This window comes from Sphingorhabdus sp., assembly GCF_050921905.1.
In the GTDB taxonomy this organism is placed as follows: domain Bacteria; phylum Pseudomonadota; class Alphaproteobacteria; order Sphingomonadales; family Sphingomonadaceae; genus Sphingorhabdus_B.
On the sequence record NZ_CP050888.1, the window covers coordinates 2,611,743 to 2,623,997 of the forward strand.

11 protein-coding genes and 1 riboswitch are annotated in these 12,255 nt (G+C 57.4%); of the genes, 5 read left to right on the plus strand and 6 right to left on the minus strand.

Annotation, left to right across the window (positions count from 1 at the left end):
• Positions 1-19 precede the first annotated feature (19 nt).
• Positions 20-769, minus strand: coding sequence for a bifunctional 2-polyprenyl-6-hydroxyphenol methylase/3-demethylubiquinol 3-O-methyltransferase UbiG (ubiG, locus tag HEQ18_RS12725; protein ID WP_397606122.1), 750 nt, complete (start codon positions 767-769; stop codon positions 20-22).
• Positions 770-823: 54 nt separating this feature from the next.
• Here ubiG and HEQ18_RS12730 point away from each other — a divergent pair, with 54 nt between their 5' ends.
• From HEQ18_RS12730 to HEQ18_RS12745, 4 genes are all read left to right on the plus strand, one after another.
• On the plus strand, positions 824-2,080 hold the full coding sequence (locus HEQ18_RS12730; protein WP_432814985.1) for an aspartate kinase: 1,257 nt from the start codon (positions 824-826) through the stop codon (positions 2,078-2,080).
• Positions 2,081-2,203: 123 nt separating this feature from the next.
• Positions 2,204-3,202, plus strand: coding sequence for an NAD(P)H-dependent flavin oxidoreductase (locus HEQ18_RS12735; protein WP_397606119.1), 999 nt, complete (start codon positions 2,204-2,206; stop codon positions 3,200-3,202).
• Positions 3,203-3,441: 239 nt separating this feature from the next.
• Positions 3,442-3,915 carry a PH domain-containing protein gene (locus tag HEQ18_RS12740; protein ID WP_432814986.1) on the plus strand — a complete coding sequence of 158 codons (474 nt, stop codon included), beginning with the start codon at positions 3,442-3,444 and terminating at the stop codon, positions 3,913-3,915.
• A complete protein-coding gene (locus tag HEQ18_RS12745; protein WP_432814987.1) occupies positions 3,912-5,456 on the plus strand; it encodes a PH domain-containing protein in 1,545 nt (514 codons plus the stop codon). The genes HEQ18_RS12740 and HEQ18_RS12745 overlap by 4 nt, the downstream gene beginning before the upstream one ends.
• Before the next feature lie 11 nt (positions 5,457-5,467).
• Here HEQ18_RS12745 and HEQ18_RS12750 read toward each other — a convergent pair whose 3' ends face one another.
• From HEQ18_RS12750 to HEQ18_RS12770, 5 genes are read right to left on the minus strand one after another with little or no spacing between them, the layout of a single operon-like run.
• On the minus strand, positions 5,468-6,619 hold the full coding sequence (locus tag HEQ18_RS12750; protein ID WP_432814988.1) for an alkaline phosphatase D family protein: 1,152 nt from the start codon (positions 6,617-6,619) through the stop codon (positions 5,468-5,470).
• Positions 6,616-7,392 (minus strand): ABC transporter ATP-binding protein, encoded by a 777-nt coding sequence (locus HEQ18_RS12755; protein ID WP_432814989.1) that lies wholly within the window; start codon positions 7,390-7,392, stop codon positions 6,616-6,618. The genes HEQ18_RS12750 and HEQ18_RS12755 overlap by 4 nt, the downstream gene beginning before the upstream one ends.
• Entirely contained in the window at positions 7,389-8,354 is a 966-nt protein-coding gene (locus HEQ18_RS12760) for a FecCD family ABC transporter permease (RefSeq protein ID WP_432814990.1), read from the minus strand. The genes HEQ18_RS12755 and HEQ18_RS12760 overlap by 4 nt, the downstream gene beginning before the upstream one ends.
• Positions 8,351-9,187: an ABC transporter substrate-binding protein gene (locus HEQ18_RS12765; RefSeq protein ID WP_432814991.1), complete on the minus strand. Its 837-nt coding sequence runs from the start codon at positions 9,185-9,187 to the stop codon at positions 8,351-8,353. Before HEQ18_RS12765 ends, HEQ18_RS12760 begins: the two co-directional genes overlap by 4 nt.
• A complete protein-coding gene (locus tag HEQ18_RS12770; protein ID WP_432814992.1) occupies positions 9,187-11,034 on the minus strand; it encodes a TonB-dependent receptor plug domain-containing protein in 1,848 nt (615 codons plus the stop codon). The genes HEQ18_RS12765 and HEQ18_RS12770 overlap by 1 nt, the downstream gene beginning before the upstream one ends.
• A gap of 84 nt (positions 11,035-11,118) precedes the next feature.
• Positions 11,119-11,317: riboswitch (cobalamin riboswitch) on the minus strand.
• Between the two features lie 247 nt (positions 11,318-11,564).
• Here HEQ18_RS12770 and HEQ18_RS12775 point away from each other — a divergent pair.
• Positions 11,565-12,254, plus strand: a complete 690-nt coding sequence (locus HEQ18_RS12775) for an NYN domain-containing protein (protein WP_432814993.1) — start codon at positions 11,565-11,567, stop codon at positions 12,252-12,254.
• Position 12,255: the final 1 nt, after the last annotated feature.

Below are 12,255 nucleotides of genomic sequence, written 5' to 3' on the forward strand. Positions count from 1 at the left end.
ACGCCACCCTGAACTTGCTTCAGGGTCTATGTGTCAGCCGCAACCGCGCACTTAAAATATAATTCAACGCCATATTGTCGCTTAAATGCAGACCAGACATGGGCGAAAAGGCGATGCCTTGCATATCGACCACCTCCAGCCCCGCATCGCCAAGCAAAGCGGTCAGTTCTTCGGGCGTCAGGAACTTGTCCCAATCATGCGTGCCGCGCGGGACTTGGCCGAGGCGTTCGGCGGCCTCCACCAGAAATAGGCGCGACGCTGCTGTGCGGTTGGGCGTTGAGAGCAGCAATAGCCCGCCCGGCCTTAGGTGGCGGACCAATTCGTTGATGAATGCCGCCGGGTCCATAACATGTTCAATGACCTCCATGCAGGTCACAACATCAAACTGGCCAAGGCCTTGCGCCGCGATTTCGCCAGCGCAGTAGTGGATCGTAAGACCAGACAAAGCCACATGCGCTTTTGCCGCCGCAATATTTTCAGGCGCGGCATCAACACCGGTGACGTTCCCGCCAAGCCGCGCGAGCGGTTCGCAGAGCAAACCGGCGCCGCACCCAACATCCAGCACGGTTTTGTCCGCCAATGGATATCGCGCCTTCGCGTCGCCACCAAAATGCGTATCTATCGCGGTCCGGATGAAGCGCAATCGCACGGGGTTTAGTCTATGCAGCATCGCAGAGCTGCCCTTTGGGTCCCACCATTCGGCGGCGAGAGCGCCAAAATGTGCCGCTTCCGCAGCGTTAATTGTCGTGGGCAAGCTTGCGTTTGTCATATCCTATCCCTATCAGGACCCGCGATTGTAATATAGCAATTATTGAAGGTTTTCATGGCGCGTATAGTAATGAAATTTGGCGGCACGTCGATGGCCGGCACCGAACGCATCCGCCGTGTTGCCCAATTGGTCAAGCGGCAGGCCGAACGCGGCGACGAAGTGGCCGTCGTCGTCTCCGCCATGGCTGGCGACACGGATCGCCTCGTCAATTTCTGTCGCGAAGCAAATGCGCTTTATGATCCGGCCGAATATGATGTGGTTGTGGCGGCAGGCGAGCAGATTACCGCTGGCCTGTTGGCGATCACGTTGCAAGCGCTTGGCTGCGAAGCGCGCAGTTGGTTGGGATGGCAAATGCCCATCCATACCGATGATGCCCATGCCAAGGCCCGGATTGGGTCGATTGATACCGGCGATTTGCTGGCGTCGATGCAGTCAGGCAATATCGCGGTCATTCCTGGGTTTCAGGGGCTGACCGACGACAATCGCGTTACCACATTGGGCCGTGGCGGGTCGGATACATCGGCCGTTGCCGTGGCCGCCGCGGTCAAGGCCGACCGCTGCGATATTTATACCGATGTGGATGGCGTCTACACCACCGACCCGCGCATCGTTGCCCGCGCGCGCAAGCTGAAAGCGGTCACCTATGAAGAAATGCTTGAGCTGGCCTCGGTTGGCTCCAAAGTATTGCAAACCCGCTCCGTCGGCCTTGCGATGAAGGAAGGCGTGCGGATTCAAGTGCTGTCCTCCTTCGTTGACGACAGTGCACCCGACGCCGACAGCATCCCCGGCACGATGATCGTGACCGACGCAGAATTGGAGAATAGCCAAGTGGAACGCCAACTGATCACCGGCATCGCGCATGACAAAAATGAGGCCAAAATAACGCTCACCCGCGTCCCCGACCGTCCCGGCGCAGTGGCCAATATCTTCGCGCCATTGGCCGATGCCAACATCAACGTCGACATGATCATTCAAAATGTTGGCCGTGATAAGGGGGAAACCGATGTGACCTTCACTTGCCCGCAAGCCGACCTTGCGCGCTGCACCGACATATTGGAAAACCGCCGCGATGCCATTGGCTATAACCGCCTTATTCCGGACACCAAGGTTGCGAAAATCTCGGTGGTGGGCGTGGGTATGAAAAGCCATGCCGGTGTTGCCGCAACGATGTTCAGCAGCCTTGCGGACCGCAAAATCAACATTCAGGCGATTTCGACATCCGAAATCAAGGTGTCGGTGTTGATTGACGAGGACGAAACCGAACTCGCGGTGCGCGTGCTGCATACGGCTTATGGCTTGGATGCGGCGTGAACCTCGACACGTCGTCGTCACCCCCGCGCAGGCGGGGGCCCAACCCCGACGCTTCCATAATATAGCACAGGAGTTGGATTGCCGCCTTCGCGGCAATGACGATCTATGTACAGAAGGCCTGATATGACTAAACTCCAACATCTCATGCAACGCGGTACGGACTTTTTGGGTTGCGACGTCGCGATTATGTGCGGGGCTATGTCTTGGGTGTCGGAGCGCAATCTTGTGTCGGCCATCTCCAATGCGGGTGGCTTTGGTGTGATTGCGTGTGGCGCCATGACGCCCGCGTTGCTCGATACGGAGATTGCCGCGACGAAGGCGCTTACGCCCAAGCCATTCGGCGTGAACCTGATCACCATGCATCCGCAGATTATGGACCTGATTGCGATATGCGCGCGCCATCAGGTGAGCCATGTGGTGCTGGCTGGGGGGCTGCCGCCCAAGGGCAGTATTGAGGCCATTAAGGATTTTGGCGCGAAGGTTATCTGCTTTGCGCCCGCGCTCACACTTGCGAAGAAATTTGCGCGCTCTGGCGTGGATGCGCTGGTGATTGAGGGCAGTGAGGCGGGCGGGCATATTGGGCCAGTGTCGACGTCCGTCTTGGCGCAGGAAATATTGCCGGAACTTGGCGAGCAATTGCCGATTTTCGTCGCTGGCGGCATTGCGCGGGGCGGCGCGGTGGCAAGCTATCTCGAAATGGGGGCAGCAGGGGTGCAGTTGGGCACGCGGTTCGTTTGCGCGCATGAAAGTATCGCGCACCCCAATTTTAAGGCTGCGTTCCTGCGCGCAAATGCCCGCGATGCGGTTGCAAGTGTGCAGATTGACCCGCGCTTGCCCGTCATTCCCGTGCGGGCGTTGAAGAACAAGGGCACCGAAGAGTTCACCAAAAAACAGGTCGAAGTCGCGGCCATGCTTGATCGTGGCGAAATCGACATGGACACCGCGCAGCTTGAGATCGAGAAATATTGGGCCGGGGCGCTGCGCCGCGCGGTGATTGACGGCGATGTCGAATATGGCTCCGTCATGGCTGGGCAGTCGGTTGGCATGGTCCATGTGGAGCGGCCCGTGGTGGATATCATCGCGAAGCTGGTGGATGAGGCCAACGCCGCACTGGCTAGGTGACAAGAATATCCTCCCGATCTCTAGTCGATGGGGAGGATTTATAGTGTTTTTCCGAAAATTTGGTCGTGAAGTTCCCCTCCCGCAGGCGGGAGGGGAGAAGAATGATGTCAAACGGGCGCGCTCCCGCCCGCGGGAGGGGAGATGCATGTTGGCTAACGGGCGCGCTGGATTTCTCCTGCTGACGTGATGGACAGATAAACCGTCTTGCCAATACAACACAGTGTGCGCATATCAGCGGCATGACCGATGACGCCCCGCTGGAACTTACGCCACTTGATCCTGCATTTATAACGACAAGCCGGATAGCCACCGCGCTTGGCTTGCTGCCATTTGTTGTTGGGGCAGGGGTGTTGGAGTTTGCAAAGCTGCTACCGCCCGGCACCTTTCTTGTACCTGTGCTTTTGGCCTATGCGTTCGTTGCATACACGGTGCCAGCCCGCAAATATCGGCATTGGGGCTATGATATGGGAACGGACCGGCTGCGCGTTGTGCGTGGATATATGTTTTATCGCGACACGATTGTCCCCTTCGGACGCATCCAGCATATCGACGTCGATCAAGGCCCCATCGACCGACGCTATGGCCTTGCCAAGCTGACCGTCCACACGGCGGGTAACCACAATAGCAAGGTAACGCTGCCGGGCTTGGCGCATACCGACGCTCTGGCGATGCGGGAGACCATTCGCGCCGCCATTCGGCAAGATATGCTGTGAACCAAGCTACAGACGACCCTATTGATAGGACAGGGCAGGAAGGCGCGCGGTTGCATATTAGCGGCCTGTTCGTCGGTTTTATTTCGGGGCTGCCGCAACTGCTGCTTCCTTTATTTGCAGCCGTTTTTGGCGCGCGCAAATCAGATAATCCTGCGCTCATTCCCGCCGCGATCGGGGCAGTGCTGATTCTTAGTCTATTCTTCCGCTGGCTAATATGGCTGCGGTTTCGCTATCATGTCGGTGCGGATGATATCCGCGTTGAAAAAGGCCTATTGAACCGCACGGCCCGCTCCATTCCGTATGAACGCATCCAGGATGTGAGCATTGAGCAAAAGCCGCTGGCGCGCGTGATGGGGCTCAGCGAGGTCAAGTTTGAAACAGGTGGCGGCGATGGTGATGACGCGACGTTACGCTTCGTCACCTTGGAGGAGGCGAACCGGTTGCGCGCGTTGATCCGGGCACGCAAGGCTGGCGTAGCGGTGGCGCAAGATGTTGCACCGATGGTCGAGGCGGAAGATGCAGAAACGATCTTCGCTATGGACGGTCAACGCGTCTTTATCCTTGGCCTCTATTCCTTTTCACTCATCATATTTGCGGTTCTGGGCGGGCTTGCCCAGCAGTTTAATTTTCTGCTGCCGTTTGATTATTGGGATTTGAAACGCTGGGCTGGCCTCGCCGAAGAAAGCGGCGTGCGCGTCAACACACTCAATGGCGTCGGCATACTGGGGCAATTGATCCTGGCATTTGGTGCGTTCAGCAGTCTGATTTTCATTGGCTTGGCCTCCGGCGTTGTGCGGACATATCTGCGTGAACATGGCTTTCGCCTGACCCAGACGTCAAAGGGGTTCCGGCGGCAGCGCGGGTTGCTGACGCTTACCGATGTCGCGATGCCCACGCATCGGGTGCAGGCGGCTGTCGTGCAAACTGGCCCAATCCGCAAACGGCGCGGCTGGCATAGCCTAAAATTTGTGAGCCTGGCACAGGATAGCAAGGAAGAAAGCAATTATGTCGCCGCGCCATTGGCCACATTGGATGAGGTGTGGCGCATTGCGGCGGCTGCGGGGATTGACGCACCTGATGGCGACGAACGGCTACGCAATGGCGCAGCTTTACACTGGATAATCCAGTTGCTCCTGCTTGTGCCGCCTTTACTGGTCGCGATGGCCGCACTGATGATTTTTGCAGATACGCCCCTTGCAACGACCTTGTTGCTATTGCTGTTGCTGGTCGTTGCCGCATTGCTGTTGTGGTGTGACTGGCGCAGATATCGCTTTGGGTTAGATGATCAACAATTATACCTTCGGCGCGGCTGGTGGCAGCAGCAATTGACGCTTGCACCGCAAGTGAAGGTGCAAAGCATTGAGATTGCGCAAGGGCCATTGGCACGGCGCTTCGGGCTAGCCTCGCTCAAATTCGGGATAGCCGGGGGCACGCTGGAAATGGTTGCCCTGCCGCTGTCTACCGCGCGGGCCATTCGCACGGCGGTTATGGAAAAGGTCGCAGAGGTCGATTATTCAGCGATCAATCAATCGCGAAGGTGATATATATGGGTTCACGGCCTGACCACCTGAGTTTCAATCACGCTGCCATCATCTTTGCGCAGCGTCATTGTCACCTTTTTTGCTGCCCAATCAATGTCGACCTGACCAAAGTTGGGGATGCCCCAGAACCCGCCCGTGCGGCGTGGGTCGGGTTCCCTTTCGCTGCCATCGCCCTTGCCAAAGGCAAAATTGAGCGAGCTGGATGTGAAATCCCATAATGGCTTGGAAAGGCCGGGGGCGTTGGTCTTGTAAAAACCGCCGCTGTGCCGGTCGCCGGTCAGGAAAATGGCGTTGTTCACGCCCTTTTGTCCGAGCAACGCATAGAGGCGCTCGCGTTCCTTGGGAAAATTGGTCCAGCCTTCGAAATTATGCGCGTCGGTAATCACTTGAGTCGATGAAATGATGAAGCGCACCTCGGCTGGCTTTTCGAGTTCCTGCGCCAACCAGTCCCATTGCGCTTGGCCCAATATCGTCGCCTTGGGGTCCATGTTGGGGATATACCAACCCAGCGTCGGGCCGGGGTCGCGATAGGGCATGGTCGCAAGGTCGGAGCGAAAAAAGCGGCCATCAAGCATGATGAACTGCACGCGTTTGCCCTCTGGTCCGACGATGCGGCTTTCATAGACGCCGGGGCGGGACTTTACTTCGTCCGAAGCACCCCAATAGGTTTCATAGACTTTCTCCGCCCATTCCTTGAACGCAAAAGCGCCGCCAGCGTCATTGGCGCCATAATCATGATCGTCCCATGCCGTCATCATCGGCACGCTGCGACGGAAACGGTCGAACTCGACGCGGCTGTTCAGCTTTCTATAGCTTGCGGCCAAGGTCGGGATATCCGCGCCGTTTGTCGGCCTTATGTCGCCATAGACATTGTCACCGATCAACAAAAACGCCTGTGGCTTTTGCGCGGCAATCACGTCCCAGAATTTCATATCGCGGTTTTCGTTCACGCAACTGCCAAAGGCGAAGCGCGTGATGACCGTATCCGCCGCCAGAGCGGGGTTGGGGGCCGCCTTGGGCAAATTGGCGTTCAGGGTCGCGTAATAAGGCCGAAGCGCCTCCTGCGCGCTCTGCGGGGCAACTGGGGCCATATTGGTCGTCGATGTGACGTTCATGGCGCAGCCGGAGAGCAATAGAGCGATAATCGGGAGGGCATATTTCATGATCTGACCTTGCCTTTGATGAATAGCTGGACTGACCATTTCTCGTCCTTGAAGAGATTCGCGTCAATCCCGTAAACATGCGCCAGGTTGGCCGGCGTGATGACGTCTTCGACGCTGCCCTGCGCGAACAATCTGCCTTCATGCAGCAACAATAGATAGTCGGCAAAGCGCACCGCATGGTGTAAGTCGTGCAGCACCGCGACGACGCCTTTTCCGGCTTCGACCTGCCGCCGCAGCAGGTTCAACATGTCGAGTTGAAAGCCCGGATCAAGGTTCGCGAGTGGTTCATCGGCCAATATCCAATCGGGTTCACCCGCCAGCACACGCGCCAGCAGAACGCGGGCGCGTTCGCCGCCCGAAAGCTGCGTGACCGGACGATAAGCGAAGCCTTCGGTGGTGGTCGCCGACATCGCCGCCAATATGGCCCTGCGGTCGTCTGTGGATGTCCCTGCGCCGCGCATATGGGGAATGCGGCCAAGCGCAACCAAGGCCATTGATGTGATCGCCCAATGCGTTTCTGCGCCTTGTGGCAAAAGGCCGATATGGCGGGCGCGTGCGGTCGGGGCCATGCGGGTGATGTCTGCATCATGCAGGCTGGCGGTCCCCGCGTCGGGCTTCAAAAGGCCTGCGAGGCATCCGAGCAAAGTAGATTTGCCAGCGCCATTAGGGCCAAGAATGACGGTGAGCTTCCCGGCCTCAAATGTTGCGTCAATCCCCTCCAATATGGGCCTTTGACCATAAGAAAAACCAAGATTTCGGACGGTCAGGGTCATGCGGCACCCTTGCGATAGCGCAGCAACAGCAGAAGGAAAAACGGCGCGCCAAGCACAGCCATGGCAATGCCCAGCCGCACTTCGCCGGGGCCGGGGACCAACCGGACAAGGCTATCGGCGGTCAGCGTGAGGATTGCGCCGCCCAGTGCCGATGGCAGCAATATCGTCGATGGCCGTTCCCCATAAATGGCGCGGATGAGGTGCGGGACGATCAGTCCGACAAAGCCGACCACACCCGACACCGCGACCGACGCGCCAACGGCAAGTCCAACGCCAAGCACGATAATCCACTGTAGCCGGAACAGGTTGATGCCAAGGCTTTTTGCGCCATTTTCACCCAAGGTCAGCGCATCCAGCGCGCGGCCCGTGGAGAGCAATAAAGCGACGCCCAGCGCCATGAAGGGCAAAGCGGTCCCAACATCGGCCATCAACCGGTCGGTCAGCGCGCCCATCAGCCAGTTGATGATTTCATTGGCGGCAAAGGGGTTGGGCGCAATGCTGATGACAAAGGCGGTCAGCGCGCCCGCCAAAGTCGACAGCACCATGCCGCCCAAGATGAAGCCAACCGACCCGCCGCCACGCGAAATTACCAGCAATAACAATATGCTAAAACCCGCACCCAGCATGGCGCAGGCGAATAAGCCGAAGGGCAGCAGGTTAAGCCCGACGTAAATCGCAACGACACCGCCAAATGCCGCGCTGGCCGAAACCCCCAACACCGTAGGGTCAGCCAGTGGATTGCGCAGATAGCCCTGTAGCACTGCGCCCGAAAGCCCGAGTACCGCGCCGATACAAAGGCCAAGCAGCGCCCTGGGCAAACGCAGTTCGAGGAAAATCCAGCCATCGGCATTGTCCGCCGCCCATGAATTCGGCCAAATCCAGACCTTCCCCGCCATCAACGACAGCAGGAACGCCGCGACCGTGAGAAGCAGGAGGAGCGATGTTAAGGCGCGCGCATTCATGGCGTATCCTGATGGAAAGTAGCGCGTGTCTTCGACAAGATGGACGACACTTTGATGATCGTCGGACCGCCGCAGAATAACAGCCTGTCGGGGAAATCTATTATGCGTGTGCGACCATCCAAATAAGCCAGCAGCTTTTGCCGTGCGCGCATGTCACGGATATCGGAACCGCTTTTATGCTTTGGCATGAAGATCACCTGTGGCGGGTTGCGCATCAGAGTCTCTAACGGCAGCACCCCCCATGAGGATAGGCCATATTGCGCGCTGGCGTTGCGAAAGCCGTGGCGCGCCAGCAATTCGTCCTGCAACGTGCCTTTACCCGCCACAAACCCACCATTTTGCCAGATAATCGCCGACACAGGCGGTCCGGAAAATGGGGTGCTGGGTAGCGATTCCTGAATGTCGGAAATCAGGGCTTCTCCGGCTTCACGCCTGTCGAGTGCGGCGGCGATTGTCCGGATCTGTTGCATGTCGTCGGCGATGGTTGGCGCGACCCCCAATGCCACGGTTTTAATGCCCGTCCGCGCAAGCACCGCGTTGGTGCCCCCGCTGGCCAGATTTCCGGTGAGCACCATATTGGGCCGCGCCAACAACAATTCCTCTGCGCTGATGCCAATGGCGGGCAATTGCCGCGCCCATGCCATTGGTGCGGACGCGCTATCGGGGTCATGCGAATATATGCTGACGGCGCTAACTTGTCCGGGCAATGCAATTTGCGCCAGCACGGCATCAATGCACGGATTGTTCGACACGACGCCATGCGGCGCAATGACGGGCTGGCTGGCGCATCCGGCCAAGGCAAAAGCCCAAAGGAGGCACCAGCCAAAGCGCATCAGAATTTCGCCCGCACGCCAATGGTCGCATTGCGCCCAAAGCTGTTATAGCCAGCGACCACTGTGTAATCGGCGCCCAGCAGATTATCGATGCGGCTATACACCTCCAACGCGTCGGTTAGCGGCATCGACGCCCGAAGCCCGACCAACGCATAGCTATTAAGGCGCAAACTGTTCGCGGCATCGTCGAAGCTGTCGCCGATGAGAAGCAAGCTGCTTCCGACGGACAAGCCGAAAGGCGTCTGCCAATCTGCGGTGAGGCTCATGCTATGCTGCGGGCGTAATGTCTGCCGCTTGCCGAAATTTGCGCCTGCGCTGCGGTTGATGGCGTCGACGCGCGTATAGCTTGCGCGGATATCAAGATGGTCGGTGGGGTTCAGGTTAAACCCAGCCTCAAGCCCTGTTGCTGTCACCTTGTCGATATTCTCCGATTGGAAACTGATCGACGAAAAAGCAATCAGGTCATTGCTGCGGCGGTTGAAATAAGTCGCGAAAACCTGTGCCTTGCCCTCAATGAATTGATGTTCAACGCCCAGATCGAAATTGCGGGCGGTTTCGGGCTTGAGGTCTGGATTGCCATATGGCGGCTGGCCTTCGGTCAAGCTGGGGGCGCGAAACCCCTCGCCATAGGTCGCGCGGAACATGGTCCGCCCGTCATTGGGCGTAAAGGCCGCATTACCGCCAAGGCTCGTCTGCCCGCCATAATCATTATAGGCATCATGCCGCACGCCCGCCGTTAGCGTCAGGCCGGCGACAGGGCGCAGGATGACTTGACCAAAGCCGCTACCCACATTGTTGCGGGCGACATCAGGTGCAGCGCCTTCAAACGCGGTACTGGCAAAGCTGCGTTCATATTCCGCGCCCGCCACTAAAGTCAGCGCATCGTTTACATCAAACGCCGCATGATATTCGGCACGGTCAATTGCGCCGCGCACGTTGAAATTGTTGAAGCTAAACACAACCGGATCCGTGCCAACGCGCTTTATGTCGGTGCGCGTATAGGCAATCCGGTTTTGCAGCCGTCCATCGAGCAGGTCGAAATTCGCACCGACATAGCCCACAAATTGCCGATTGCGCGACACGGGCAAGCCATTGGCACCAACGCCAAAGGCCGAGTCATATTCGACTGTGGCGCGATTGTAATAGCTGCGGAAATCCAGGTCTAAATTGTCAGCGACATGCACCTTCAACCGGGCATTGCCCGTCAGATTGTCATACCCATCGCGTTCGGTTCCACCCACAAGCGCAGAAATGCCGTCGCTGTTCACAAAAGAGCCGCCGACGCTGCCTTCCAACCGGCCGCTGCTGCCCGCAATATTGGCGTTCACCCTTTTGGTATCATAAGCCCCATATTCAGCCCCGAAGCGGCCTTCAAAGCCGTCCACCGGCGCAATCGATTGGACATTGACGACGCCGCCAATGGCTTGGCTGCCCCAAATGACCGAGTTTGGCCCACGCAGTATTTCCACGCGGCCAATGTTGCCCGTCATCAACGCGCCAAAATCGAATGCGCCATTGGGGCTGGTGAGGTCGTTGATCCGGACGCCGTCGATGAGGACTAAGGTCTGCGCGCTGCTGCCGCCGCGCAAGAAGGCACTGCTCTGGCCGCCAAGGCCGCCGCGTGTGGCGATGCTGACGCCCGGAACGGTTTGCAGAGCCTCGTTTATGGTGGCGCTTTGTAATTGGTCAAGCCGGTCGCGATCGACAATGTCGATGGCTTGTCCGGTTTCAGATCGCGGCTGTGCAAAGCCGCTGGCGGTGACGACAATTTCATCCTCTGCCGTTTGCGCAAAGGCCGTGAACGGCAGCATCGCAAGCGCGGCTGCCGTAGTTTTTAACATTGTCATGGCTTTATCTCCTTCGCATGACGTCCAACAGTATGTCGTCACGCGGAGGAAAACCCCGATTGCGCCAGTGTCCCGCAAGCACAAAGGACAAACCGCAATCAGGCAGGTCTCCTGGCTCCCGGGTCACTGCTTTTGCCCCGCCTTCCCAGTTTTACGGTCACCCGTTTTTCCAGTGGCATTTGGAGCAAAAGCTCGCCGGTTACAGTTGCGGGAACAGCGCCGGATTTCCGCCGGCTTCCCTATTATCCACGCTCTCGCGCAGACCTGGTGCGTGCGGCGGGGTTAGGCGGGTTTTGGATGGAAGGCAAGGGGGAAGGGGTAGTGGGTCAATTTGGAATTGATAGCAGTTTTCGGACTATAACTGCTATCGCAAATCAGCCGCCATTCCTAAATGGTTTGCGCAAAGCATGGAGCCCTACAAAAAGCGTGGACCATATAAAAAGAAAGGCTAAAAACAACAAACCCCGGTCACCGAAGTGCCGGGGCTGGCGATACTGAGAACAGTATTGCGTTGTGGGAGGGCCTCTATCTTGAGTGCTGATGATTGTCAACAAGAAACCGCTATGCGCGCCGCATTTTACATCGACGGTTTCAATTTATATCACCCAATCAAAGAAATGGGGAAGCCATACCTAAAGTGGCTTAATCTCTGGCGATTAGGCGAAATTATATGCGAACCGCATGGCGCGAAGCTGGAAAAAGTAGTTTTATGCACTGCTGTTCCCAAGCACCTGCCTGAAGTGAGAGATCGACACAATACGTTCAATGCCGCGCAACGCGCCCATGGTGTCGAAATTGTTCTTGGTCATCACGTCCACGACGGAGAAAAATGGAATGAAAAGCAGTCTGACATCAATGTGGCATTACATCTGATACTTGATGCGGTGGATGATAAATATGATTTGGCGATGTTGCTTAGTGCTGATTCCGATCAAGCGGCAACTGCGAAAATATTCCGTGAACGCTTCCCGCATAAAAAACTTTTAGGCGTTGCGCCGCCCAATAAAGTCGTCCCAACTAAGGTGCAGCCGCACTGTTTCAAACATTTTAGTTTGTCGATTGCTGCCTTGGAGCGATGCGTTATGCCAGAAGCCGTCAGCGGATTGAAAGGCTACATTCAAAGACCAAAGCAATACACTCCGCCCGTTGAATGGATGCACCCAGATAATCGCCCTAAGGGCAAGCCGCCTAAAATTCCTGCCGGGACAAAATGGCAATAAC

Excerpts from the sequence above, each read along its gene's own strand:
- HEQ18_RS12740 (WP_432814986.1), top strand. The coding sequence starts at position 3,442 with ATGACCGATGACGCCCCGCTGGAACTTACGCCACTTGATCCTGCATTT.
- HEQ18_RS12770 (WP_432814992.1), bottom strand. The coding sequence starts at position 11,034 with ATGACAATGTTAAAAACTACGGCAGCCGCGCTTGCGATGCTGCCGTTC.
- HEQ18_RS12765 (WP_432814991.1), bottom strand. The coding sequence starts at position 9,187 with ATGCGCTTTGGCTGGTGCCTCCTTTGGGCTTTTGCCTTGGCCGGATGC.
- HEQ18_RS12760 (WP_432814990.1), bottom strand. The coding sequence starts at position 8,354 with ATGAATGCGCGCGCCTTAACATCGCTCCTCCTGCTTCTCACGGTCGCG.
- ubiG (WP_397606122.1), bottom strand. The coding sequence starts at position 769 with ATGACAAACGCAAGCTTGCCCACGACAATTAACGCTGCGGAAGCGGCA.
- HEQ18_RS12755 (WP_432814989.1), bottom strand. The coding sequence starts at position 7,392 with ATGACCCTGACCGTCCGAAATCTTGGTTTTTCTTATGGTCAAAGGCCC.
- HEQ18_RS12735 (WP_397606119.1), top strand. The coding sequence starts at position 2,204 with ATGACTAAACTCCAACATCTCATGCAACGCGGTACGGACTTTTTGGGT.
- HEQ18_RS12750 (WP_432814988.1), bottom strand. The coding sequence starts at position 6,619 with ATGAAATATGCCCTCCCGATTATCGCTCTATTGCTCTCCGGCTGCGCC.
- HEQ18_RS12730 (WP_432814985.1), top strand. The coding sequence starts at position 824 with ATGGCGCGTATAGTAATGAAATTTGGCGGCACGTCGATGGCCGGCACC.